Raw genomic sequence first — 26520 nt, 5'->3', positions numbered from 1 at the left:
CTGTGATATCTCACCAATATCGCGTTATCATATCTCCTACAATCTCTTTATAATTTCATGCGCATGCAGTTACATTATTAATTCACAATTTTTCTGACAAATCTATTCCTGAAGCATGTTTGCATTCATTTAATATTGTTTCTACTATTTCTGGTACATCTGTCCAAGGAGCGTAGTTTGACTTTTGAGTTACTGAAGGGTGATTTTTTCGCTTTTCTTTTTGCTCTGTTTGCATATGTTGTTTTGCGTTTTTAAAAGCATTCTCATAGTTTCCGGTTAATTTTTCTAATTGAATATGCTTATTTTTATTCCCAGTAGTGTTGTGCAGTAGTCCAAGTTCTTTTGCTTCTTTTTGGCAATCTCGCGTTTCTGTGCAAGAAAGAGGACAGCTTTTTATATGGTCAATAAGCCATACTTCGAAGCAAGGGTTGGAAATTACTAATTTTACTTTCCCGAAAGTTGAATCCGACTTAGATTGAGCTTGCTGAATTTTTTCTCCAAACTCATCAACGTCTGTTACAACCCATACCAGCGTAAAAGGATCGTAGTTTTCTTTTTTTGCTTCTTTGCAGTCTAATCTCTCAAGTTTAATCGCATAATTCGTTAAAGTGAGTGGATCTACGCCCTCTTTTTCTATGTTAATTGATTTATGAATATTCCATGATGTAGCACAATATTTACTTACTTCTGATTTTATATAGCTAAAATACTCAAACTCTGTAACTACACCGCCACAAACAATGAGGAATCTTTTATTTCGTTTCGACTGTTTCTTCGAACGGCCGTGTGATGGAACATGAACCATAGCCCGCTCCTCATGAATACTAGTGTTTTATATTGTTTTGAATACTGGTAGTGTTTTAGCTTCTGTTAGTATTTGTAAGTATTTCCGCAAAAACATCATATAGAGATGGTTGTGGTGCTGAAGCGTATATGTTGTGTTGATAGTTTTTACCAAAGTTTACATTGCGGTTTTCCCATTCCGTAAGTGGATGTAGTGAAGATTCGCCTAATGTATTTTTCTCTATAAACCAAATTTGATCTCTGTCGAGAATAGTTTTGTCGGTTCCAGAATTACTAATAAGACTTAAATCGTGAGTAGTAAAAATTAATTGCGATTGGTTAGGATTCGTTTCTGGATTACTGTAAAGCTTGAGTATTTCAGACACGAATTGCATGCTTAGACTTGTGTCGATTTCATCGATTAGAAGTATGGAATGTTTTGATAATGCATCTATAACGAAAGCAAATAGCAATAATGCTGTTTTAGTTCCTAAAGATTCAAAATCTTCAGGAAGTTGGCAATCTTTTTGACCAGAATGTGTAAACATTAAACGTGAAACACTGAATTTTTGCAATTTTTCAGTGTTTTCAGAAGTGTTATCTGTAAGTTTATTGTTGTCTCCGTCAAGTTCATTAAGAAGATTTGCGAGTCTCGCTAGTTTTTCTGATTGTTTAGCATCTAGCTGTTCGGATTGGACTGTTACACCTTTTAATCCTAAATCTGCATATTTTAGCAATTTGCTAATGTTGGATGCAAAATCTGGATTTTCTTGTAAAACTGTTATCAAATTATTGGAATACTTATCAAAGTCAACTGTTCTGCATTGCTGTGTAGAAGTTATTTCTTCGTATGCAGCTTGCAATGCTTGTACGCCTGATGCTGCAGCTGCAGATAGAAATAATGCGTTGTTTCTTGTAATTTTTTCTACAGTTTTTCCTATGGTTTTTAGATTTGAGCCAAATCGCATTGGTTTGCCATGCTCTCGTTCAAACAGCACAGTTTTTCTGTTTGTTGTAGAGCGGAAAAGCCATAGTACCTCTTCAATAATGTAGTTATTATTGAAGGTGAACCAATATTTATACCTGTTTTTATCTCTTGCAATAAATTCTATAAAGAATGTCGAAGGTTTATTTTCAGACTCTTTATTCAAAAGAAAAGGAAGTGCATTTATTTTTGAATTTGAGTTGCCGCTTTTGAAGCTTCCTTCCACAAAATTTTTTAAGAATGCTATGCATTTTAGCAGATTTGTTTTCCCTGAGGCATTTCCTCCGTAAATGGCTGCAAGAGTTGATACATCTGGATGGGGCCACGAACTGTTTTTTGCATGTACGGTTCTTTGCATGCTGAATTGTTGCGATTGACGAAAACTTAGCGCGTTTTCTACGCTAAAATTAAGCAACATAGTTGCCTCCAGTGCTCAGTTTGCTGTTTTTACGATTATTATCTACTATCTACAGCGATATTCCTTAATATAATAATATCCTAAAATGTCATATTTACAATCTACAAACAGTTTTTTGCATAAAATCTACATAAAAGCAGTTGAAAATTCAAAAAATAAGATTGTTGTTCTTGTGTATTAGAAGGTGACTTATGCTGATCCATAAATAACATTAAACTTCCAAAACTGGCAAATTATGTTAGGTAGGCTGTACGTTGCCAAAATAGTTGCTGAGCATATTGGTCAGATATCGCAGGAGATGGTGCCCGAGATAATCAGGTGATTACAGCCTCAGCTTCCAATCCTTAAGAAGATAGGAATAGAACTGCCATATAGTATGTAAACAATATTATAAACGCTCAATTTTCACATAAAATCTACCAAAACTGGCAAATTATTGCGTAAAAAACTTCCCAAAACTGGCAAATAATTACTCGAAAAACCTCCAAAAACTGGCAAATAATTGCTCAAAAAACTTCCCAAAACTGGCAAATGGTTTAAATATGAAAGTTTGTGAGATTTAGTGTAAGTGAGTGGCGCTTGCGGGAGCGCGGGCGTGCGTGCGAATCGCTCGTGCGGAGTTTAGTATTGGCTTATAGCAAATCAGTTGCCAGTTTTCATATATTTACGCTGTCTACTTGTTACTTTCCCTAGTGCTTTTACTTTATCTTCTGCAATTAGCTTGCGCAAATGTCGTCTGACTGTTTCTGGAGACTTTTGAGTCAGTTCAGCTAATTCTGGAGTCGTTATTGTAGAGTCAACAGGTATAAGCGCTAGTAAAATATCGTCATTTAGCGGCTTGTTTTTGCTTTCCGCTTGTGTGCCTTCCTCTTGAGTGTAATTTTCCAACGTTTGTTTAGTTTGTTTAGTATTAGCGAGTTCCTCAACATAGTTTTTGTTAGAATCCATTATCTCAGAGCGGTTTGTGTGATCTATGTAATTTACATAATTCATGTTGCGAGGAAGTTTTGCTTTTGCGCGCTGCAAAATCACGCTAAAAGAGCCAAGCTTAGATATAAATTGTGGTTTTGGCAGCGACCATGCTTGCATTTCGTTAATCATAAACGCAATTCCGCTGCCTTGGCCTTCAACTGGGCCTGCTCCAATTCTATTTGCTTCGATTGGAGTATATTGTGCCAATTGCATAAGCGCGGCGTTTCTGCACTTCGATTCGCCGTCGTCAATATTATCAAGCGTTTTTCCTCCCCATAATCCTCCAGGATTTGTTACAACAACTCTGTCTGGGAAAATGTCAACGCTTACAGGCTGACCTTGAAAATATTCGTGATATTCTCTGTGAATTACTGCATTAGCTATGGCTTCACGTAGAACTTCGCGTGGTATTTCCGATTCTTCTATGCGTTCGACGCCGTTAATAAACGTGCTAACTCGAAGATTTTTAATAACCGCATTTACGGCATCTTCAATCATTTCTGATATTGCTCCGCTGCATTCTTCGCGATCTATAAAACGCTGTACTCCAGTCGAAGATTTTTCTGTTCCAGCGTGAGCTGTTACGTCAATAAACAATCGCGGGAAAAATTGCTGTGGATAGTTTCCAAGAGCTAAAAGTCCTGCCATTCGCACGCGCCCTTGTTTATCTGTAATATTAAGACGCGTGAGCTTTTCTTCTTCTGTTGTAGTACCGCGCAAAGCCTTGGAATTTGCTCGTCTTGCTATAAGATTTTCGATTAAATCCTTGTTTAGATCAGATTTTGTAGCTTCTTTAACAATAGATAAATCCATATCGCTTGGGCGTAGCGCGTTTTCTATTTCGTAAACTTCGTCATTCGACATGCGAATGTCTTTATCGTCAACGCGTTTGTAGCTTCCGCCTTTACTTCCTTTAGCTGTAATGTAGCATGGCTTTTTGTCGGCAGTGTTTTCGTAGATTTTTATTACTAGGATTTGAGAATTATTGTCTACGATTACTCTTTCTAAGTCATATTTTGGGGGATATGTTAGTCGTGCTCCGTTTACGCCGCCGTCGCCTATTCCTTCAATAAACTGGTCGCGAACTTTGTTAATATCGAAGTTTTTTGTTGGAGAAAAATCGTTGCTTTCATCTAGCCCGAGTAGTAGCGTGCCGCCATTTGTATTAGCAAAGGCGCTTACTGTTTCCCACACACTTACGCTAAGCTTTGCATCACAGCTTTTTGCTTCATAGTTGGAGTCGTCGGTTTTTTGCATGCGCAGTCGTTCTATGGCGTCTTTTATCTGTTCATTTAGGATTGCCATTTTTGACTCCTCGGTTAACTGTGATTTGCCAATGCTTAAATGCTGTTACTGTTACTGTTACTGTTACTGTTACTGTCACTGTCATAATATCACAGTCATGACTGTGATAAAAGTGTTGTGACTGTCATTTTTCTCGTTCGTGACAGTGATTTTCGTATATGTGACTGTCATCTACTATATTTTGACTGTGAGCTTACGCATTTTGACCGAGATGTGTCGACTTATGACAGTCATTCTAACTTCCGTGACTGTGTGGATGCGGACTGTGTGGATGCGTGGATGCGTGCGAAACGCGATTCGTGAGTATGCCTAAAAAAGTCGCAGCTCGTTTGAATCAGCACCGCGCATATCGTCATAATCCAAAATAAGGCAAGTAAATCCTCTGTCTTGCGCAAGAACGCGCGCTTGTGGACTAATCGTTTGAGCTGCAAAAATGCCGCGAACGGGTTTAAGAAGTGGATCGCGATTTAGCAATTCGCAATATCGCGTAAGCTGCTCAACGCCGTCAATGCCGCCATTTCTCTTAATCTCAATAGCAACGTGAACGCCGTTAGAATCCTTAGCCATAATATCCACTGGTCCAATCGCAGTAGGGTATTCGCGTCGAACAAGCTTTGCGCCTTTGCCAATGCGTTCAATTTGCTCTGCTAAGTAATGCTGTAAATGCTCTTCCACACCGTCCTTAACAAGACCTGGGTCTTCGCCTAAATCGTAGGAAGAATCGCTATAAACGTGTTGCAAAACAATGCGAAGTATGTCGTTGCCCTTTTTGGCTGCTATTTTTAGAACAGTTCCGTTTGCAAAAACAGATTTGGCATTAGATTCGATATTAGATTCTTCACGAGATTCATTAGATGCATTAGATTCGCTATCTAATTCTGATTCTTCTGATTCTTCTGATTCGTCCGATTCTTCAGATTCGCCAGAATCCTTCTCAACGTGCATCGTGCACGGAGCAACCATCCAATTTAGAGGCTTGTATGAGCCAATCTCCGAAAAAATAAGCACGCTTCCGTCTTCTTTAATAAGCAAAACGCGCTTAGCTGTTGGAAGACTTGCATTAAGCCTACCAGTGTATTCTGCACTACAATCCGCAACAATAATTCGCACACAAAAAGCGTAGCATAAATCGCGTAACTACCTGCACAAAAACTATCTGCCCAAAGCCTCCGCTAAATCGCGATTCTGCCAGCGCTGATGCAACGCGCAATAGCCTCCAAAAAGTACAAGCCAAATAAGGCCGCCAATCGCAGATCCGCGAGTGTCTTCGCTAATAAACAGTGTTATGTAAACAAACACAAAGAAAGCAATCGTTAGTGAATTAAGCAACTTATAGTGCGGCATAACAAAGCCGTCTGGCATAAAATCAGCCGAAGTGCGGTACTTTCTGTGCGTAACCATAATCAAGATGTAAATCATGATTATTACTGCAGAAGAGGCAGAAGCAAACACAATAAACGCGCCATGCACTCCAGGAATTGAGTTAATAATCGGCGAGAAAAGGATTAATGCAGCAGAAAAAATGATTGCTCGTGCAGGAACTTTAGTGCGCGAAACTTTGCGCAAATGCGAAAGAACAGGAGAATTAGATTCTAACGCAATTTGATACATGTGCCTTCCTGCAGAATAAAGCAGCGAATTAAGCGCAGAAGATGCTGCCGTAATGACAACAAAGAACACAAGCGCCGAAGCCCAATGAAGCCCTGCATAGTGGAAAACCATTATAAACGGAGACATATAAACGCCTTTAGAATCGGTGGCTTTAAATTGTTGCCAAGGAACAATTAGCATGATTGAAGCAAGCGCTCCAACGTAGAAAATCAAGATTCGCATGATGATTTCGTTAATCGCCTTTGGCAAAACTTGGCGAGGATTCTTAGTTTCCGAAACTGTAACGCCTACAAACTCAATAAGCTGGTATGCGTAGAACACCATTTGGAAGCTCATCAAAAATGCCAGCCATCCATTTGGCATAAGCGAGAAGTTGTTGAAAATATTGTCAAATCCTGCATGGCCTGCAGGATTTGCAACGCCACTAATCTGTGTTGCAGGGTAATGGTAGCCAATAATAACCATCACGGCAGCAGTTACAATAAGAGCCACAATCAGCGTGATTTTAATCATTGAGAACCAAAACTCTGTTTCTCCAAATAGCTTTACAGCAACCAGATTTATGCACACTAAAGCAGCCAAAAACGCTACTTCTATAAGCCATTTCCAGCTGCTAACGTCTATGCCAAAAGTTTGGAAGAACGTAACGCAATACGTGCTAACTGCCGTAATCTCGCTCATGCCAATAAGCACAAGCACTATCCAATACGACCATCCTGCAAAATCGCCCCAGCCTTTGCCTAAATATCGCGTAATAAAGCTAATAAAAGTATGCTGGTTTGGGTCTTTATACATGAGTTCGCCAATGCCGCGCATAAGCAAAAACATGATTAGGCCAACAATTATGTACACAAACATAATGCTTGGGCCTGTAAGACTAATGGATTTGCCCGAGCCTAAGAATAGGCCAGTGCCGATTGTTCCGCCTATAGCAATGAATTGAACGTGTCTTTTTGTAAGGCTGCGCTCCATCTTGTTAGTGTGACCATTGTTAGTTTGGTCAATATCACTCATTGCTATAACTCCATTCTTTTAGTCGTGAGCTTTCAATTTTATAGGAACCCTTAAATATTGGATTATTTATATTATTTGGATTATTGTTAAACATTTTTAACGCATATAGGATTATTCCACACTTTTAAGCGAACTTACAGGGTCAATGCGATCCAATGCGGGATTAGTTGACCATTGAACAATCAAAGCAAAAATCAGCGTTGCAAAGCCAGCAATCGCATAGCTTAATGGAGACACCTCAACCTCAAAATACAGTGCAGGCATTTTTAATGCGTTTGTTAGTAGACTTGCAACCAATCTTCCAAGAGGTAAGCCAACAATCACGCCGATTAGAGTAAGAGTAAACATCTCTTTATGAACGTAAGCGTGAACTTCTCTACGATAGAATCCAAGAACTTTTAGCGTTGCCATCTCTCGCGAGCGCTCTGAAATATTTGTGCTTGCTAACGTGAATAGTACGGCTAATGCTAAGCCAGCAGCCAAAGTTACTATAAGCGCAACAACTGCATTCATTAAATCGAAGCTAAAAGCGTGTTTCATGCGCGTAATGCTCATAACAGCTAGAATGCCGCTTCTGTTTGCAAATTGATCTGCGTAACGCATTTTTGCGTCATCGTTTCCGCGAAGGCGCATCATTAGCGCATTATTCTTAACATTTTTCCCATTTTTAAAACCGAATATTCTTTCATAGCAACGAGAAGTCATATAAATGTTTGAACCAATAAGATTACGCACGATTGCGCGCAACTTCACTTTTGCACGCTTAAAACTTGAGTTTGTTATTGTAATGTAGTCTCCACTCGAAATGCCCAGCGAAGATGATGCGCTTTGTGAAAGAAGCGGACCCGAGTCATCAAGCGAAATATTTTGCAAATTATTGTTAACATCTTGAAGGCGAATCATTTTAGACAACGTTGCCGAATCTTTAACAACTACGATTTGCACGCTTTCGGAATCTTCAACGCTGCTATTATGTGATTTGCTATTAGATTTGCTGTTAGATTTGCTGTTAGATTTGCTGTTAGATTTGCTGTTAGATTTGCTGTTAGAATTACCATTATTCGCATTGCTTTTTGCGATTTCTCCAGAGCTAATGTAGGCAGGCAAAATGGCATCAACAAGATTGTTGGATTTATCTTTTTGCACACTTTTCTTCATATTTTGGAATGCATCTGGAGTGGAAATAGAAATCATATCGTAGTGGTAAATGCCGTCATATTGGCGAATGCCAAGTGTTGCAACGGTATCGTTTAGTGCCAGCGCGCACACAATTAACGCCGTGCAGCCAGCTACGCCGCCAATCGTCATAAATAATCTGCTTTTAAAACGAGCTAGATTTCTTATAGATACTTTGTTTAGGAAGCTTAGACGATTCCAAATAAAAGGTAGATGCTCAAGCAGCACGCGGGCTCCAGCTTTTGGAGATTTTGGACGCAATAATGCCGCTGGAACTTGCCTTGTCTCCCTCCAGCTTACGATTATTGTGCATATTGCAACTGGTATTACAAACGCGAGCACACAAAGCGAGCCGTACAGCCAGTCGTATCGCAAAACGACTCCAGGAACTGTGTACAATCCGCGCAAAATCTTAAGTAGTAAAGATGGGATTGCTAAGAATCCTAGAATATCGCCTATTCCACCGCCTATAAAGCATGCAAAAATCGCAAAGAAAGCGTGCCTTGTTATTGCTGCGCAACGACCATACCCTAAGCTTAAGTACGTTCCAATTAGCCCTCGCTCTTCTTCTACCATTCTTGCCATGGATGTAAGGCTCATCATCATTGCTACTACAAGAAAAAGCACTGGGAAGGCATATCCAAGTGACTGAATTGAAGCTATGTCGGACCTTAAGCTAGCATAGCTTCCATTCTCAACGCGAGTAGTAATATACCATTTTGCTTTAGGAACATTCTTTTGCACTTCTGGCTTAATTTTTGCGTAAATTTGCGCGCGAGCCTTAGCTAAAACCGAGTTGGGAGCGTTTTTAAGCATTGGCATGTTGGCTATAGTTTGATCTACTTTTTGATTAGTTTGGTCTTCTATAACGTGATTTGTGCGTGCTTCTTCGCAATCATTTTGCACGCCATTTTTAATTTGGTTTGAAGCATTTGCCACAATTGCGCGATACTTTTGTGAAAAATCGTTAACTTGTTGAGTCTCATCTAGGCGCACAGAAATAGACGTGTATGGAAGATTATTTGTGTTTTCAGTAATCGCAGAGGTAAAAATTGGGTAGCGCGATACTACAGAATTGCGGAAAGCTTTTGATTGATACCCTTTTGGATTGTCTAAATCGTTTATGTCTAGCACGCTTCCTGTGATTAGAAGCTTATATTTTTGCTTTTGACTAGTAGCATTAGGCAAACCAGAGTTTTGTTGCATACTCAAAAACAGTGTGCTACCAACGCGCAACCCACTATCGTGCAAAAATCGCTCAGTTACTACAGCTTGACGATTATTCGTTGGCATATTGCCACTAAGCAAATGTACTCGATTTAGCTTTTTAGAATTGTGATTATACTGCACAACGTTCATTGCATAAGATGAGTCGGCATTATTTGAAGGATGAGCAGTAGCTTTAAAAGACTTTTCTGCCTCTGCTTCACTAACAAATGGCAATTTTTTGATTGATTTAACATCGTTTTTAGTCAATCCAAGAGTGGAAACGATTTGTAAATCGTAAGCTTTGAGCTTAGAGTAAGTGTCATCTGCTCCAAGAAGCATATCGTTGCATCCTGCATAAATGCCAGTCATAACAGCAACACCAAGCATTGCTATAACTGCTAGTATGCAAAAACGGCGCCATTCGTGAATCCACATTCGTACAGCGCTAATAAAAACTATTGGCAAAATAGAGTGTGCGCGCTTAGTGCGAATCGCAGTTTTACGCTTGATTATCTTGGATTTTACGGTTTTGTTATTCACTATAAATCACCACTCTGCATCACCCTTCTGCATTACCACTCAATATCTGCAATTGCCGTAGGATTTTCTTGCACTGTTTCGCTTATAACTTTTCCAGAATGGAATCTCACAACCTTATGAGCCATAGGAGCAATAGCAGCATTGTGTGTAATAATAAGAACCGTCATTCCTTCTTTTTGGCAAATATCTTGCAATAATTGCAAAACAGCTTTTCCAGTTTCGTAATCTAACGCACCCGTAGGCTCATCGCATAAAAGCAACTTAGGTTTTTTAGCAAGTGCGCGCGCAATAGAAACTCGCTGCTGTTCGCCTCCAGAAAGTTGTGCTGGGAAATTATTAAGTCTTTTTTCCAAACCTACGTCAATAAGTGTTTGAGCTGGATCAAAATGATCTGAGCAAATTTGTGAAGCAAGCTCCACATTTTCTAATGCAGTCAAGTTTGGAACAAGATTATAGAATTGAAAAACAAATCCAATATCTTCTCTTCGATACTTTACTAATCCACGGCCATTTAGCTTTGTAATATTTAAATCACCAACAGTTACACTACCGCTTGTTGCCGTATCCATGCCACCTAAAATATTCAAGGCTGTAGTTTTACCTGCACCCGAAGCGCCTAATATTACGGTGAGTTTACCGCGTTCGGCAGTAAAACTAGCATCATTTAGCGCGCGCACAACACTTGAGCCAGATGGATACTCTTTTACAACATGATCAAAAGTTATGTACGCCACAATACTCCTTGCTTACTGACTACTTAATTGTGCTTTCGCTATTAATGTTTAATTTTAATTTATTATTTAATTTTAATTTATTCGGTTAATATTTAATTCTATTTATTGGAATAGTGATACGCCACGCCTTGCTGTGCAATATGCGTTTCCAAGCCAAGTGTGCCTCGAATTTGGCCAAACAGCGCCAAGACGTGCGGCTCCTTGACTTATCCAAATACTTGGAACCCTTCCATCGGAGCTTTTTGAGCCTAAAAGATTAAAGCCATTTTTGCTTTCAAGCCAATCAGGATGCTGCGTTGCAATCGCTAATCCTTCTTCTAAAGTTAAAGGAAGGCGCTCGTCGGAGTCTATAAGCTTTCTGGCAACATCTGGCTCACGATTCAAATACGATGTGCCCGTATGCGGGTCAATCGCAAGGTAAAATGGTCCTTCTGGAGGCTCAAAACCATCTTGAGGCAAGAAACTAGCTATATCTCGAGGTGGCATTGTTGTAAAACCGGCCATTCTCTCAATGCTAGTTCTAGAAATCAAGGATTCTGGCGAAACCAGCTCGCGAGTAGGCACAAGAAGAATGTTTGTTCCCAAATCGCTTTGCTCAAGCGCGCGAATAAGTGGCAATGCTAAAGCGCGGAACGCCGCTGCACTCATATCTGCAACATCTGGGTAGCCAAGGGCAACAATGCGGTCAAGCTGTTTTTGTATTTCTTGCGAAGCAATAGACATAGTTACATTTTACGTAAAATTTTCTACAATCGCGAGTGCGACTTAGCTTGATTAATACGCAAATCCGCGTTTTTTAGCTACGATTTCCGCCAATTGTACAGCGTTAAGCGCAGCGCCCTTGCGAAGATTGTCGTTTGTAATAAACATTGCTAATCCGCGCTTTCCATCAACCGCTTGATCTTGGCGAATGCGGCCAACGTAGCTCGCAGACTTTCCTGCAGCAAGCTGAGGCGTAGGAATATCGTCTAGTGCAACGCCAGCGGCCGATTTTAGCACTTCGCGAGCCATCTCTGGAGTTACATCGTGCTCAAATTCGGCATTAATGCTCATTCCGTGACCCGTAAAAACGCCAACGCGCACGCATGTGCAACTCGCTGCAAGCTTTGGCAAGTGCAAAATCTTACGACTTTCGTTGCGAAGCTTTTGCTCCTCGTCGGTTTCTTGCGATCCGTCATCAACAATCGCGCCAATAAATGGCACAACGTTGAATGCGATTGTGCGCACAACTTTGGTTGGTTGCGGAAAATCAATCGCATCTCCATCAAACACAAGCTTATCTGCGCCCTGATTTAAAGCCGCTTGCGCTTCGTTCATAAGCTGCAACGCACCAGCTCTGCCAGCTCCAGAAACGGCCTGGTAGGAAGATACAATAAGTCGCTTTAAGCCAAAAGCGTCAGAAAGTGGCTTTAGAACAGGCATGCACGCCATTGTTGTGCAATTAGGATTTGCAACAATCCCACGCGGAATATCGTTCAAATCTTGCGGATTTACTTCTGCAACTACAAGAGGCACATCGTTATGCATACGCCATTGAGAAGAGTTATCGATTACTATTGCGCCTGCATTCGCAAATCGCGGCGCCCACACTTTGGACGTTCCGCCGCCTGCGGAGAAAATCGCAATGTCTATTCCGCTTAAATCTGCTTTTTCCACGTCTTCTACAACAACATCTTTGCCGCGATAGTTCAAAACGGTTCCTGCAGAGTGTGCGGAAGCCAAAAATCGCAAGTTTTTAATTGGAAAATCGCGCTCGTCTAATACGCGGCGCATAACCATTCCAACTTGGCCAGTGGCGCCTAAAACCGCAAGGTTTACGCCTGTGTTGCTTATAATTGCCATTTTGTCTCCCTTATTTTGCGATTTTGCGTGATTTTCTTTGATTTTTACGATTATTTAAGCGGATTTTTGCGCGCGATTAGCGCCCGCTTCCTCCATAAACAACAGCTTCGACTTTGCTTGCGTCCAATCCGTAGGCTGTGTGAAGTGCGCGAACCGCCTCGTCGAGCTGCTTTACTGGAACAATCGCAGCAATGCGAATCTCGGATGTGGAAATCATAAGAATATTAATTCCGTGATCGCTTAGAGCTGTAAAGAAGGTTGCTGCAAGACCAGAATAGGTTTTCATTCCAACGCCAACAACTGCGACTTTTCCAACAGAAGGGTCCACGTCCATAGACGTAAATTGCAATTCTCCGCGCGTGCCCTGCAAAACCTTGCAAACGGCGTCCAAAGCCGAGCTTGGAGCTGTAAGAGATATGTCTGCCGTCTCGGTAGATGCGCTTGCCTGAGCAATCATGTCTATGTTAACGTCTGCAGCAGCAAGAGTTGTAAATACTTTTGCAGCGTTTCCAGGCTTATCGGGAACGCCTCGAAGAGTAATCATAGATTCGCTTCTATCGTGCGCAACGCCAGAAATCACAGGTGTCTCTGGGCCTAAGTCTGGGAATAAATCGCCCATTGTTGAACGAATATCTACATTTGCTATTTTATTTGTTATTGTATTTGCCATTTTTGCCGCCTTCTGTCTATTGCCTATGTCTATTGTCTTTGCTTATTTACTGTGTATTATGCCGTGTCTTATTTACCGTCTTATGTCGTATTTTATGCTGTGTTTTATGCCTATATTTTTTAATAAATAATTAGCTTAGATTTGGCAGTCTTTTTGGATCTACGCCATTAGGAACAACCAAAGTGCCATTTCTGTGCGAAAACGAGCTGCGAACATGCAATGGCATGCTAAATCGTTGCGCATATTCAACGCATCGCAAAGCTAAAACGCGCGATCCGCAAGACGACATCTCTAGCATCGAATCGTAGTCAATAACTGGGATTCGCTTTGCTGTTGGAACAATTCTAGGGTCTGCTGTAAAAACGCCATCAACGTCTGTGTAAATCTCGCAAATATCCGCGCCCAAAGCTACAGCCAGTGCCACTGCCGAAGTGTCTGAGCCGCCTCGGCCAAGCGTTGTGTCGTCGCCAATCTCGCTGATTCCTTGGAATCCTGCAACAATAGCAACACTGCCTTTTTTAAGCGCGTGCTGAACGCGATCTGGCTTAACAGCGCGAATATGCGCCGCTCCAAATTGCGCGTCCGTCATAAAACCAGCTTGCGACCCTGTAAAAGAGTATGCGTGCGAGCCTTGCGCGTGAATCGCCATTGCTAAAAGGCTCATGGAAATGCGCTCTCCTGCAGTCATAAGCATATCCATCTCTCTGGCAGGCGGATGCGCGTTTACGCTCATTGCTTGGTCAATAAGATTGTCTGTTGTATCTCCCATAGCCGAAACAACAACCGCAACGTCGTTTCCAGCAGCTTTTGTGTCGAGAATCCTTTTTGCTACGCGCTGAATTGCGTCCGTGTCCTCTACAGACGAACCGCCGTATTTCTGCACTATAAGAGCCACTTTAACCCCTTATGTTCAGCTGTTATGCTTCTAAAGCACGCGCGTTAGAAGAACTAATCTAAAATCAGATTACCAAATCAGACTACCAAGCGTGCTCTATTTATTTCTATTTATTTTTTGTTTATTTTTATTTTTATTTTGCAATATATTAGTGGCGTGAATTTTGGCGAGCGGCTGCTTGCGATTTTTCCGCGTGCAATCTCTAAACATCTTGCCTTCCTGCAAAAGCGCGCCCAAGAGTCACTTCGTCTGCATACTCAAGGTCTCCACCAACTGGCAATCCGCTTGCAAGCCTAGTCACCTTTATATCAAGCGGCTCAAGCAGTCGTGCTAAATACGTAACTGTTGCTTCGCCTTCTATATTTGGATCTAGCGCTAAAATAACCTCTTTTATTTGCGCGTCTTTTAAGCGCTCAAGTAGTTGCGTTATTTTTAAGTCTGCAGGTCCCACGTTTGCCATTGGATTAATCGCTCCGCCTAAAACGTGGTAAACGCCTGCGTACTCGTGCGTGCGCTCAATGCTCATAATGTCTTTTGGCTCTTCTACAACGCATATTTTTGTGTGATCTCTTCTAGGGTCTAAGCAAACAACGCAAGGGCTTTGTTCGCACACGTTACCGCAAATTTCGCAAAATCGCACGTTTTCTTTTAAGTCGTTAATCGAGTTGATTAGTTCTTGCGCTTGCGCGTTAGAAGACGAAAGTATGTAAAATGCAATTCGTTGTGCGCCTTTTGGGCCGATTCCAGGAAGGCTAGAAAATGCGTCTATAACTCTGCCGATTGCGCCTTCGTACGATGACACATTATGCATTTATTCCTCTTGCTTTCTTTTACGAGCATGCGCGTTTTTAGGATTATTTGGGTCGCTTGCGCCGAATTCTTTTACAGATTTGACTTCAAACATTTTTTCCAAGTCGTCTATGCTCAAATTTGTAGCGGATTCTAAAGACTCGTCTTGCATTGAGCATTCGTCTTCTTGAGCGCCATTTATGCCAGCTGCAGAATGAGTTTGTGCTTGTGACGACTCTTGTGACGACTCTTGCGACGGAGCTTGTTCTTGCAATGATTCTTGCGATTGATAAGATTCTTGCGTTTCTTGCACGTTTTGCGCACTGTTAACTGGCTTTATTGCTTGCTTTTCTTGCTGATTAGTAAGAGATTGCGATTGCTGAGTTTTATCTTGCGACTGCGTTTTATTTTGCGCTCGCGCAGGTGCAATTGCGTCTCCCATTGGAGCAGAAGCCATACTAGCCCAAGCGTCATCTTGCGATGCGTCTAAATGATCATCTAAAGGGTTATCTAAAGGGTTATCTAAAGGGTTATCTAAATAATTATCACCGCCTAAAGGGCTATCAGCATTTAACTCGCTTTTCTTGCTTGTGTTTTTGCCAAATCCTTTTACAATTCCAGCTTTGCGCATAAGTAATTCGCGCTTAACTTGCGCAAGCTTTTGTGGATCCATTTTTGCTACGGATTCAACTTTTTGTCCATTTTCCGCAACAGAATCAGGCGCGATTGAAACATCTTTACCAAAAACGTCTTTTACTTTGCTCATAACAACAACTGGCACTTTTTTGCCATCGTAAGGAGCAGTCGTGCAAAGAGCAAGAGCAAAAGCATGCTGACTTATAGGCTCATCAAATGTTAAAACAAGCTTTCTTTTTAGCGGATTGCTTTCGTCTAATCTAACTTTTGGAACGTGATTTCTTTCTACGTATTCGCGAACATCATCTGGAAGGCTTTTAACAAGATTGTTCCAAGCTTCGTCAACGTCTAAAATTTGAGGCGCGCTTGTAGTTGCGCTTGCATTTGCATTTATGCTAGCGTTTGCGTTTTCTGGCTGTTCTGGCCACTTTGCAACTGTTTCTGCAGTTTCAATCGTATTTGTAATAACAGATTTTTGAGTGTTTTGCGCATTGTTTTGCATTATGTTTGCAGAACTGGTTGCGTTTGTAAACTCAGCTGCATTTGCATTTTTAGTTGCGTCGGCCGACCCAATAAAATGCTTTACGTTCGCTTTTTGCGCTTCAACATCTTTTGCATAAACTTGCGTTTGAACGTTTTCACTCGAATCCGTTCTAGTGCAAAGCAGGCGCGCAACAAGAATTTCAAGATTCATTCTAGGCGAAACAGCATTTGCCATTCCCGAAAAAGCATTATTTACGATTTCTGCCATTTTAGACAAGCTTCGCAAAGTGAGCTGACTTGATTGACGTTGCAAAACTTGCATGTCTTCTGGCGATAAATCCCCAAGCAAGTTTTTAGCACTATCTACTCCAGCAGAAGCTAATAGTAACAAATCGCGCAAGCGACCAAGTAAATCTTCTACAAACTTGCGACTATCGAAGCCTCCAACAATAACCTTTTGCACAGTTTCGTAAAGTTTTGCTCCGTCTTTTTCAATAAGAGCGTCAACAACATCTCCGATTAAGTTAGAAGGCGTAAATCCAAGAAGAGCAACCGCAGAATCTAGCGATATAACGCCATCTACGGAGCCAATCATCAATTGATCTAGCACAGAAAGCGTGTCTCGCATGGAGCCGCCACCTGCACGCATGGCAAGTCGAAGAACGCCTTTTTGTGCTTTAATGCCTTCTTTTTGGCAAATACTCTCTAAATACGGCCCCATTACTTCTGGCGGAACAAGCCTAAACGGGTAGTGGTGAGTTCTGGAGCGAATTGTTCCAATCACCTTATCTGGCTCAGTTGTAGCAAAAATAAACATAACGTGCTCAGGCGGCTCTTCCACAATCTTAAGCAAAGCGTTAAAGCCTTGAGGAGTTACCATATGAGCTTCGTCTAAAATAAAAATCTTATATCTATCTCTTGCTGGTGCGAATCCTGCGCGCTCGCGTAATTCTCTAGCGTCGTCAACGCCGTTGTGGCTTGCTGCGTCTATTTCTACAACATCTATAGAACCTGGGCCGCCTGTTGCAAGATCTTTACAGCTTTGGCATTTTCCGCACGGCTTAGAAGTTGGCCCTTGTTCACAATTAATGCATCGCGCTAAAATTCGTGCCGAACTTGTTTTTCCACATCCGCGCGGTCCAGAAAACAGATACGCGTGCGTAATTTTGCCTTGATCAAGTGCTCTAATAAGCGGAATCGTAACCTGATTTTGACCAATAACACCTTCAAAAGTGTCTGGTCTATATCTTCGATACAACGCAAGTGCCATAACTATAACCTACCGCCAACTAGATATTAACTTGAATCCGCTTACTGTTTAAGCAAATCATCTGTTCCATTTTAATCATCTAAGTACTAACATGCTAACGATGCGCACTTTACTACATGCTACATTATGGTTCACTCGCTACAATCCACTAAACCCGCTTTAGCGCTTACGGTTATTCTATAGGCCATTGGAACGTGTAAAGGAACGCTTAATTTTAGCGATATGTCGTTATCTTTTTCCACACAAGACTCGATTTTTGCATTGTTTGCTGTAGCTGTGTTTTGCGCGATTTTGCAAGCGTCTCCGTTCATGTTTTGTATAGCAACCGCTCCCGATATTGCTGCTGCATTTGCTAACGCGTAGGCGCGATGTTTTGAAACAAGAATCGTTCCAATAACCGCACAAAGAACCAGAATAGAGCAGATTGCGGTTACTAATCCTATGCCAAGCATAGTTCCAGATCCGCAATCCGCTCCGTGTAAATGTTTAGCTTTTAAGCATTGCGTTATTAATCGCTTAGCTCTTTTTTGATTCATATTAAAACCTGACTAATGCGCGCTTCTACTTGCATTGGCAAAATCTTCAGCGGGTCTGGCACGACTGGGCAACTAACAACAATATTTGCCATATTTCCAACATATTCGACTTTTACAGAACTATTTTTTCCAGATACTTTATGCACTATATTTTGAGCTTCTTTAGAATCGTGTGTTGATGCAATGTAATAGGCAACTTGGCCTGCTGCATCGTTGCAATTCATTGTATTTACTACTGATTTGCCTACAAAAATTAACACTATAGCAAGAATTGCAACTGTAGGTAGAATAATCGCAAATTCTGCGGTTACTGCACCTGAATCTTTAGCATTTTTAATATTTTTAGCATCTTTAGTGAATTTAGTGCTTTTAGTTTGCTTGTAACTATTTATGCTTGTATTTTTTGCATTACTTTTGTTGAAAATATTCAAAAACGTATAATTCTTCATTTTTCTCATTTCTTTCGCATTAGTGAATCTCCATTATTAGTGTTTATGCTTAGTTCTTTAGAATTCGTTTAATCTTGTTTAATCTGAATCTTGTTTAATCTCAATCTCGTTAAATATAATCGAATCTTGTTAAATTCCAACAAGAGCTTTGTAATGTTTCACGCAATGTTTCACGCAGTGCTTAACACTTATATTCTTCTGTACATTAGCTAACGTGCAAAGCTCTTTTAACAAGTTCGCCAATAGCTGTGTGCACAGCATCTGACTTAGCAATAGCAATAAGAACTGTTGCAAAAGCTGTAGCAGCTATAAGAACAACCGCATATTCTGCAGTAACCGCTCCTTCGTCTAGTTTCTTTAGACTGTTATCCAAGCGGTTTTGCATACTATTGCACGCCTGTTCTGCTTTAATCAATCCTTTGTTTGCGTTTGTTGTAAACTCGCAACAAAGTTTTGAAAATGCTTTAGCAATTGTTTTCATGTTACTTACCTTCCTTTCTTTTATTTATTGTTTATTTTTTATTTATGTACCCAGTTTGGATACAAATTTTTTAAGTGCCATTTTGCGCGCGACTATCAATCTGCAAAAACCTTTTATTTAGTGCATAAATGATGCAACTGTTGGCAAAATGCCAACAAAAATAAACGCTGGCAAAAAGCACAATCCAACTGGCAAAAGAAGCCTCACAGAAAGTTTAGAACTTTCTTTTTTTGCAACATTCTTCATTGATTGCTCGTAGTTTTGCAAAACGGCATTAAGTACTGGTACGGGGGAGCTTCCGTAAATCCAAGATTCACGCAAAGAATTTTTTAGCCATGTGCTTAAAATCAAAGACGTGTAAGCGTTTTTATCTTTTTTACTAAAGCAAACATGTGGCTCGCTCCAAGCTTCTCTCCAAGTGCTGCCAGAGATAAGCGCTTTAGAAACGCGACTTAGCCAAATTCCTTTTGATGCAGGCAAAGAACAACCGACTACGTCTAGTGCTCTAGTTATTGCAACACCACTTTTTAGTGCAACTATTATCATTTGCAAACCAAGAATCGGGTCTATATCGCTTATTATGTTTTGTCTAAAGTCGTAAGTGTTTTGCATAAAAACGCTCGGCTTAACAGCGCGCTCATAGAGTGAGCTAGATGCCATTTGCTTAGAAAAAAGTTTGCACAAAATAATTATGTATGCAACTAAAATAAGCCAAATAATAATTGCTCTTAACATTTATCCTCCTTTACTGCATTAAGTTTTGACTAAAAATACTTCTTTGATTAATTTTTTGATTACTTCTTAGATTATTTTTGATTGCGTTTTAATTGCCATTAAAAGAAGCGGATTGCATTGCGTTTCTAGAATTTTTAAGAATGCGCGCAACCCAAATAACTCCAACCGCGTAAAATGCCATTCCAACGCTTAAAAGCGTATATCCTTTGTAGCTAGTAAAAATCATTAGTATTGGGTTTGCTCCTAAAAGCTGACCAGTTAAAAGAGACAAAAACGGCAGTGCAATAAGCAACTTAATAGTGGCTTTTGGCATTGCAAAAACTTCTGCGCTTAAGTCATCAACCCTTTTGTTTGCATAATAAGAATCCGCAACAGCTTGAACGCAATCTGCCATTGGGCAGCCAATCGAATTACTCAACTTGTATACACTCATAAGGGATTGCGCTATTTTACGAATGTCTTTTTGTTTTTTGGCATTTTTATAATTTTTTGTATTTTTTGTGTTCTTCGCGTTTTTGAAAGAGCTATCTAAGCTAGACGTTATTGTGCTTTCGCTTAGTCTAGAGTCAATCCACTTTAATATTGATTCTGCATTTATTTGCTTGTTGTATGCTTTGCGCGCATCGCCATTAGAATTGCAATCGGAGCATACGCTAATAATCGACTCAAACGAAGCTCCCGATTTCAAAGATGCAACAAGAGATGCTAGCGACTCTTCAATACTCATGTTAAATCCTTTGTTAGCTCATTTTTGCTTGTTAGTTTGCTTGTTTTGCCTTATTTTTGCTTGTTTTGCCTGTTAAGCTCTTAAAACGATTTGCGAATTTAGTGGCAAATGCCATTTAGACGAAAATTCTTTCCACGCTAAAGTGGCCTCTATTTGCGCGCCTTTAACTCTTAAAACAGGAACACCTTCCAGCGCGCCAGAATCATTAGATCTTAAAACTCCAAGTTCCTTTACAACGCGCATCCCATTTACGCGCTCAACGTGAATAACAACGTCGAATGCGTCTGCAGCAAGAGCGCAAAGTGCCATTGGCTCCAGTCCTGCGAGCAGACCAAGTGCCATTAATCGTGCTGGAACTTTTTGCACTTTATCTGCGTGCAAAGTCGTCATTCCGCCTTTGTGTCCGCATGTAAAAACGCGCAATAAATCAGCGATTTCTTTTCCTCTGCATTCTCCCAAAATGATTCTGTCGGGTCGCATTCGCAAAGTGGCTTTTACAAGCTCTTGTAAATCAATACATCCTGCGCCTTCAACGTTTGCTTCTCTTGTTGCTAAAGAAACGTAATCGTTAGAAACGCATCCCAATTCTCTAGTTTCTTCAACAGTAACTATTCTGTCTTTTGGATTACAAGAAGCTAATAGAGCCTTCATAAGTGTTGTTTTTCCCGAACCCGTGCTACCTGTAATCAAAATATTTGCGCGACTTTCAACAAGTAAATAAAGAATTCTAGATAGTTCAATTGGAAACATGCCTTTGCTACTAAGTTCCGTTAAACAGTAGTGTTTTAACGCGGGGAAACGAATCGAAATAGCAGCTCCGCTCAAAACTATTGGCGCAATAAGAGCATGAATGCGCACGCCAAGTGGGCTAGAAGCGTCTGCAATCGGGCATGCGTCGTCTAATCGTTTACCCAATTGAGCACAAAGCCAGACTGCATATTCGCGCAAAATGCTGGGATTATCAAACGGGATTCTTGGATTGTATTCATTAAGGCCCAGACCAAAGTCTGCCCAAACTCTGCCCTCGTCTGTAACAACAATATCCGTTACATTTGGATTATCTGCAATATCTTGCAAAATTCCAAAATCAATATCTTGTAAAGCCATGCCTACCACCCACTATTTTTGAAAATCTGCCAAACGCATAAGAAGAATCACCTTGTGTACTAGATGCCATTAAACCCGATTTACGCGAGTCGCCAAGTAGCCATATGGTGATTTTTTCTACCGCACTTTGCGCGCATTTTGGTATGCTTCTAATCCCATATCCGCCAATTATGTCTTCATACATCTTAGAATCGTGACCAATTGGGCCTTCTACATTGCAAAGCAAATAATCACAAGCTTCTGTAATCTCTACTGGGCAAAATCTGTTAGAAAGTCCGCGTGGATTTAAGCCTGCAACAATATAAGTTAGATTTTCCGCGTAATTTTTATGATCCAACTCTAGGTTTTGCAAATGCGCTCGCAATCGAGCTAAACCTAAAACGCTAAGCTCCGATGCAAAAATTGTTGGAACATTCGCTAGAGTTGGAAGACTTTGTAAAAGCCTTCTTGCCGAAAATCCAGATCCAATATCTACAATCACAACGTCGCAAGCTTTAGCAAGACCCCTAATTGCAGCCTCAATAACCCACGGCTTAGGCTCCTGATTTTTCCAAGGTGAGTAGGCCAGAATATCCACATTGTTCCAATGCAAAAGCTCACAACGCAAAACGTAACCGTCTAATCTTCCTAAAGGAGCTTGAACCTCTTGCAATCTTCTGCCTTCGTCTTGCTCCAATCCAAGTAAAACATCTAAACCGCCATTAGAAATATCTGCATCGATTAAAGCTACAACGTATTTTTTACTAGCAATATTGCTTGCAAGAAGTGCAAGAGTAGTGCTTAAGCCAATTCCGCTATTTGCTGCAGAACCAATTACAACATTTTTTGGAAAAGGCTTTAGTGAATAGTTCAAGCTTCCAGTAGTTTCTTGAGCAACACTATTGTCTTTAAGAACACGATTATTTATAACGCCAAAATCTTTGTTAAACGTAGGATTTTCAGCCAGTTCATAACTGCGATTAAAAGATGCAATAACAGTTGAGTCGTTAACATTGTTAGACTGATTAATGGCGTTTTTAAGCGCACTCGCCTGCGGAGGGTACGTGTTAAGTACCCTAGCGGCGTACGAAGGCGCATCGTAGTTATCAATACTCATATTGCTCATGCAGCTATTGAATCGCATACAAAATAAATAAGCAATACTTTTGTAAGAATGTGGTTAAAGGCTCAATAAACGTTGCAAATCCGCCAAAAAGTTATCCACATTGCTGTTTTAGCGTATTTTTGTACAAGCGTATAAGCATATTAACGCACAAGTTTTGGATTGGAAGCCATGTACCTTTCCAGAAGTTCGCCATAGATTGGCTTAGTGTGCAAAATATCGGATACAAGAAGCGCAATAAAAGCAGATGCAGCAACTGGAAGAGTGTGAATCATTGTTCCCGACATTTCTACAGTTAGCAAAATCGAAGTGAGCGGAGCTTTTACAGAAGCCGAAAGCGTGCCAGCCATAACACAAACTGTAAAAATTGGCATTAGCTTTGCGTCAATGCCAAGAATCGGAATGCTTATTATTGTGCGAGAAGCAACGCCGCCTGCAAGTGCTCCAACAGCAAGAATTGGCATAAAAATTCCGCCAGGCGCTCCGCATCCAAAACTTGTAGAAGTAAATAGCATTTTTGCAACAAACAGAATACACAAAAGCGCTATGCTTGCTTTTCCATATTCAGAGAGCTTAACAAGATTCGATCCTCCGCCAAGAACATCTGGCAAATATAAGCCAACAGGAATCGCGATTAAGCATGCTATAGATACAGGAGCCCACTTTGGCAAATATTTATACATCGTTTGCAATCCAAGTAAGGATCTATTCATTAAAGAGCCAATAAGTCCCGCAAAAATGCCAAGCGGAATCAGCCAAAAATGAAGCGTCATTGGCAAGTCTGGAATCTTTCCAAAGTCTAAAACAGGCCGAAGTCCAAAGCATGTTTGAGACACAAAGTCCGCGCAAATAGATGCAGCAGCAGCTCCCATAAGAACTGTAGAAGACAATCCGTGTTGAACTTCTTCCATAGCAAACATAAGCCCAGAAAGTGGAGCGCTAAATGCTGCAGATAAGCCAGCTGCAGCTCCAGCGGTTACAACATAGTGTTCTTGCGTATCGTTTTTATTGCCTTTTCTAAAAATGCGAGACATCATTTGCGCGCCGCAAGCTCCGATTTGAATCGAAGGGCCTTCGCGCCCAAGAGATAAGCCAAATAGCGAACCCAACAATCCGCCTACAAATCGAACAGGCAAAATAGTGTTCCAACACATTTTTAGACCGCGCTGAACGTATCCAACAACTTGTGGAATGCCGCTTCCAGACGCCATGCTTTCTTTGCGACTCATCCAGCCAATAAAGAATCCAGCAACAATCGCAAAAGCTACGCACGGCACAATCCAAAGCATGTTTTGCAATATTCGCACATACATCCATCGCGCAAAATCGGTTCCGTACTCAATCCCAAGTCTATAAGTTGCTACAAGCGCTCCCGAAACAAGGCCAACAACTACGCCTGCAAGAACCATCTTCCATCTAAGATGCTTAAGTGTTTTAAGAATGCGATCCGAAAAGTCGCGCAAAAAGTCGCGTATAAAACCGCCTACGTTCTTTAAAGTCACAATAAACCTATTCTTAAATCAAATCGCAAACAAATACACAAAGCATTTTAACATTTTAATAACACAATAAACGTTAATTAATAAAATACATTAATTAATAAATAAAATACGTCAATTAATAAAATTAAAAACTAAGACTTTAGAAGTAAAAACATTACAAAACACGGTCCAGCGTATGCAATAAATGCGCACAAGAATGGCACTATTAGTTCGCTAATAAAAAGACATAGTCCAAGCTTGATTTTCTTTAGCTTAAACAGGCTTACGACTTCTAAGATTGCGGTTGAAAACGTTGAAAATCCACCTAAAAATCCCAATGCGCACGTGTAGATAATAGTCGAAGCAAAAGTTAAATCGTATATAATCGAAGAACTTAAAAATACAACTAAGCCCATTATAAAAGACGCAAAAGCGTTGATTAGCAAAGTCGCGATTGGAAAATCATGGTTATAAACGCGCCCGATTGCGTCAGATATTGCGCAACGAAGAACGGCGCCAAGTCCCGCAAAAACAAGAGGCAGCCAAAAAAGAACGTATGCGTAAGACATCATTTTGCACCGCCCCTGTTAGCGTCTATTTTATTGATGGCGTTTGCATCACCAGCATTTTTTACGCTGCCATTGCCTTTAAAAGCAAAAATTTTATCTCCAATTAGACTCCCAACAAGCACTGCTAAAACGCCAAGAACCATAGACAACGCCATAATGGCAATTACTTCTACAATGTTCATTGCAGTAAATGCGGAATGCGCGCCCTCAAAGGCAAAAGTAGACATTGTTGAAAGTCCGCCGCAAAATCCTGTGCAAAAGCCGTATTTTATTAAGTCTTTATTTTTGCTGCGCAATCTATTTGCTACAAGCGAACTTACTAAAGCAAGAATAAAACATGCTAAAACGTTAGATAAAAGAGTTGCAAAAGTAAAGCGGCTAAAAAGCATAGAATATCCCGAATCCCAATGCATGCCGTACGTAAAAACGCCTATTTCACTACGCACAAAAGCGCCAAGCAATCCGCCAATAAACACAACAAAATAGATTTTTGCTCCAAGTGTTTTATGCTGGCGCTTTTTAGGCAAGTCTGGGCGATTTTTGCTCGGAACACTCATATTTTTAGCCGCCTTAAATCGCCTTAAATTACTATTTAATAGCCACTAGTCAATCAACGAATGAACGCTAATAATGTGGTCGCGCTGAGGACCAGTACCAATTGCAGAAATGCGGCAATGGGAAAGCTCTTCCAAGCGCTTTACATAGCTTTGAGTGTTTGCAGGCAAGTCTTCAAACTTGTGCACTTTAGAAATATCTTCACTCCAGCCTGGAAGCATCTCGTAAACTGGCTTAGCGCTAGCAAACAAAGACTGATCTACTGGCATCTCGTCTACGCGCTCAACGCTTCCGTCAGTTAAAGTTACATCGTAAGCTACGCAAACTGGAATCTCTTTTAAGCCAGTCAAAACATCTAGCTTTGTAAGAACAATATCAGTTAGGCCATTTACGCGAGTTGCATAGCGGCTAACAACGGAATCAAACCATCCGCATCGACGAGGGCGGCCAGTAGTTACGCCATATTCGTGACCCTGCTCGCGCAGCCAATCGCCGCTTTCGTCCAAAAGCTCTGTAGGGAATGGGCCTTCGCCAACGCGCGTAATATAAGCCTTAGCAACGCCGATTACGCGATTAATGCGAGTAGGACCAACGCCCGTACCCGTGCAAGCGCCTCCAGCTGTAGGATTAGAAGACGTTACAAATGGGTATGTTCCGTGGTCAACGTCTAGCATAGTTGCCTGGCCGCCTTCAAAAAGCACGGTTTTACCATTTTCCATTGCCTGGTTTAGAACAAGCGAAGTGTCGGCAACGTATGGCTTTAAGCGCTTTCCAAGCTCTACAAGCTGGCTGGTAACGTTATCAATATCAATTGGATGTTGGTTGTAAAGCTTAACAAGCATTTGATTCTTTTGATGCAAGCTGGCTTCTACTTTATCTCGCAAATGATCCGCGTTAAACAAATCGTGTACGCGAATTCCAACGCGATTAATCTTATCGGCATAAGTCGGTCCAATTCCGCGACCCGTTGTGCCAATCTTGTGCTTTCCAAGGAATCGCTCCGTAACTTTATCGATTACGCGATGATAAGGCGTAATAACATGCGCAGACTCGCTAACAAGCAACCTCGAGCAATCAACACCACGTGATTCTAGCGCGTCAATCTCTTCAAAAAGAACCTCTGGGTCTATAACGACTCCGTTTCCAATAACAGGAGTTACATTTGGGCTGATTATGCCGCTAGGAAGTAAGTGCAATGCGTAAGATTCGTTTCCTACAACAACAGTGTGGCCAGCATTATTGCCGCCATTAAAACGCGCAACAATATCTACCTTAGAACCAATTAAATCAGTTGCTTTACCTTTGCCTTCGTCACCCCATTGAGCGCCAATAAGCACAATTCCAGGCATGCCGCACCTCCATTTTTTGGGCTAACATTGCCCAAATAAACACAATTCCTACGTGTTAAGACTAGCGCAAAGCCAATACCGAATAATGCTAAATAAT

Annotated in this window: 24 protein-coding genes; all 24 read right to left on the bottom strand. The window is 41.0% G+C overall.

Annotated elements, in window-relative coordinates:
• Nucleotides 1–82: 82 nt before the first annotated feature.
• The gene (locus HXT45_RS00595; RefSeq protein ID WP_004131094.1) at nt 83–805 is read right to left on the bottom strand and encodes an RloB family protein; all 723 of its coding nucleotides are present in this window, start codon (nt 803–805) and stop codon (nt 83–85) included.
• Between the two features lie 55 nt (nt 806–860).
• Nucleotides 861–2186 (bottom strand): AAA family ATPase, encoded by a 1326-nt coding sequence (locus HXT45_RS00590; protein ID WP_004132331.1) that lies wholly within the window; start codon nt 2184–2186, stop codon nt 861–863.
• 642 nt (nt 2187–2828) lie between these two features.
• The gene (locus tag HXT45_RS00585) at nt 2829–4463 is read right to left on the bottom strand and encodes an ATP-binding protein (protein ID WP_115761450.1); all 1635 of its coding nucleotides are present in this window, start codon (nt 4461–4463) and stop codon (nt 2829–2831) included.
• Between the two features lie 309 nt (nt 4464–4772).
• On the bottom strand, nt 4773–5573 hold the full coding sequence (nucS, locus tag HXT45_RS00580; protein ID WP_128813844.1) for an endonuclease NucS: 801 nt from the start codon (nt 5571–5573) through the stop codon (nt 4773–4775).
• A 42-nt stretch (nt 5574–5615) separates the two neighbouring features.
• Nucleotides 5616–7088 carry an amino acid permease gene (locus tag HXT45_RS00575; RefSeq protein ID WP_020759345.1) on the bottom strand — a complete coding sequence of 491 codons (1473 nt, stop codon included), beginning with the start codon at nt 7086–7088 and terminating at the stop codon, nt 5616–5618.
• 111 nt (nt 7089–7199) lie between these two features.
• Complete coding sequence (locus HXT45_RS00570) at nt 7200–10013, bottom strand: FtsX-like permease family protein (protein WP_421781839.1); 2814 nt, start codon at nt 10011–10013, stop codon at nt 7200–7202.
• Between the two features lie 32 nt (nt 10014–10045).
• On the bottom strand, nt 10046–10747 hold the full coding sequence (locus HXT45_RS00565) for an ABC transporter ATP-binding protein (protein WP_020757715.1): 702 nt from the start codon (nt 10745–10747) through the stop codon (nt 10046–10048).
• Nucleotides 10748–10849: 102 nt separating this feature from the next.
• Nucleotides 10850–11470 (bottom strand): DUF5701 family protein, encoded by a 621-nt coding sequence (locus HXT45_RS00560; protein WP_004131086.1) that lies wholly within the window; start codon nt 11468–11470, stop codon nt 10850–10852.
• 51 nt (nt 11471–11521) lie between these two features.
• Nucleotides 11522–12589 carry an aspartate-semialdehyde dehydrogenase gene (locus HXT45_RS00555; RefSeq protein ID WP_421781837.1) on the bottom strand — a complete coding sequence of 356 codons (1068 nt, stop codon included), beginning with the start codon at nt 12587–12589 and terminating at the stop codon, nt 11522–11524.
• A gap of 76 nt (nt 12590–12665) precedes the next feature.
• Nucleotides 12666–13259 (bottom strand): ACT domain-containing protein, encoded by a 594-nt coding sequence (locus tag HXT45_RS00550; protein WP_248901447.1) that lies wholly within the window; start codon nt 13257–13259, stop codon nt 12666–12668.
• Nucleotides 13260–13389: 130 nt separating this feature from the next.
• The gene (locus tag HXT45_RS00545) at nt 13390–14154 is read right to left on the bottom strand and encodes an aspartate kinase (RefSeq protein ID WP_060785796.1); all 765 of its coding nucleotides are present in this window, start codon (nt 14152–14154) and stop codon (nt 13390–13392) included.
• Between the two features lie 202 nt (nt 14155–14356).
• Entirely contained in the window at nt 14357–14965 is a 609-nt protein-coding gene (gene recR / locus HXT45_RS00540) for a recombination mediator RecR (RefSeq protein WP_018632978.1), read from the bottom strand.
• Nucleotides 14966–17332, bottom strand: coding sequence for a DNA polymerase III subunit gamma/tau (dnaX, locus tag HXT45_RS00535; RefSeq protein ID WP_421781834.1), 2367 nt, complete (start codon nt 17330–17332; stop codon nt 14966–14968).
• A 131-nt stretch (nt 17333–17463) separates the two neighbouring features.
• Entirely contained in the window at nt 17464–17868 is a 405-nt protein-coding gene (locus HXT45_RS00530; protein WP_421781832.1) for an Rv3654c family TadE-like protein, read from the bottom strand.
• Nucleotides 17865–18317 (bottom strand): TadE/TadG family type IV pilus assembly protein, encoded by a 453-nt coding sequence (locus HXT45_RS00525; RefSeq protein WP_060785885.1) that lies wholly within the window; start codon nt 18315–18317, stop codon nt 17865–17867. The genes HXT45_RS00530 and HXT45_RS00525 overlap by 4 nt, the downstream gene beginning before the upstream one ends.
• Nucleotides 18318–18522: 205 nt before the next feature.
• Nucleotides 18523–18798, bottom strand: a complete 276-nt coding sequence (locus HXT45_RS00520) for a DUF4244 domain-containing protein (RefSeq protein ID WP_060785799.1) — start codon at nt 18796–18798, stop codon at nt 18523–18525.
• A 117-nt stretch (nt 18799–18915) separates the two neighbouring features.
• The gene (locus HXT45_RS00515) at nt 18916–19533 is read right to left on the bottom strand and encodes a type II secretion system F family protein (protein ID WP_016636076.1); all 618 of its coding nucleotides are present in this window, start codon (nt 19531–19533) and stop codon (nt 18916–18918) included.
• An 88-nt stretch (nt 19534–19621) separates the two neighbouring features.
• Nucleotides 19622–20260, bottom strand: coding sequence for a type II secretion system F family protein (locus tag HXT45_RS00510; protein ID WP_128813840.1), 639 nt, complete (start codon nt 20258–20260; stop codon nt 19622–19624).
• A gap of 72 nt (nt 20261–20332) precedes the next feature.
• A complete protein-coding gene (locus HXT45_RS00505) occupies nt 20333–21367 on the bottom strand; it encodes a CpaF family protein (protein ID WP_128813839.1) in 1035 nt (344 codons plus the stop codon).
• Nucleotides 21348–22472 carry a hypothetical protein gene (locus HXT45_RS00500; protein ID WP_421781828.1) on the bottom strand — a complete coding sequence of 375 codons (1125 nt, stop codon included), beginning with the start codon at nt 22470–22472 and terminating at the stop codon, nt 21348–21350. Before HXT45_RS00500 ends, HXT45_RS00505 begins: the two co-directional genes overlap by 20 nt.
• A gap of 140 nt (nt 22473–22612) precedes the next feature.
• Nucleotides 22613–23971, bottom strand: coding sequence for a ClC family H(+)/Cl(-) exchange transporter (locus HXT45_RS00495; RefSeq protein WP_116689897.1), 1359 nt, complete (start codon nt 23969–23971; stop codon nt 22613–22615).
• A 131-nt stretch (nt 23972–24102) separates the two neighbouring features.
• Complete coding sequence (locus HXT45_RS00490) at nt 24103–24522, bottom strand: fluoride efflux transporter FluC (protein WP_018632995.1); 420 nt, start codon at nt 24520–24522, stop codon at nt 24103–24105.
• Nucleotides 24519–25076 carry a fluoride efflux transporter FluC gene (locus tag HXT45_RS00485; protein WP_415691402.1) on the bottom strand — a complete coding sequence of 186 codons (558 nt, stop codon included), beginning with the start codon at nt 25074–25076 and terminating at the stop codon, nt 24519–24521. Before HXT45_RS00485 ends, HXT45_RS00490 begins: the two co-directional genes overlap by 4 nt.
• A gap of 45 nt (nt 25077–25121) precedes the next feature.
• Nucleotides 25122–26423: an adenylosuccinate synthase gene (locus HXT45_RS00480; RefSeq protein WP_421781825.1), complete on the bottom strand. Its 1302-nt coding sequence runs from the start codon at nt 26421–26423 to the stop codon at nt 25122–25124.
• Nucleotides 26424–26520 lie beyond the last annotated feature (97 nt).

Source organism: Gardnerella sp. DNF01199S, assembly GCF_049244155.1.
GTDB classification, from domain to species: domain Bacteria; phylum Actinomycetota; class Actinomycetes; order Actinomycetales; family Bifidobacteriaceae; genus Bifidobacterium; species Bifidobacterium piotii.
The sequence above is the reverse complement of the archived record's forward strand: the minus strand, read 5'-3'. Positions and strand labels throughout refer to the sequence as shown.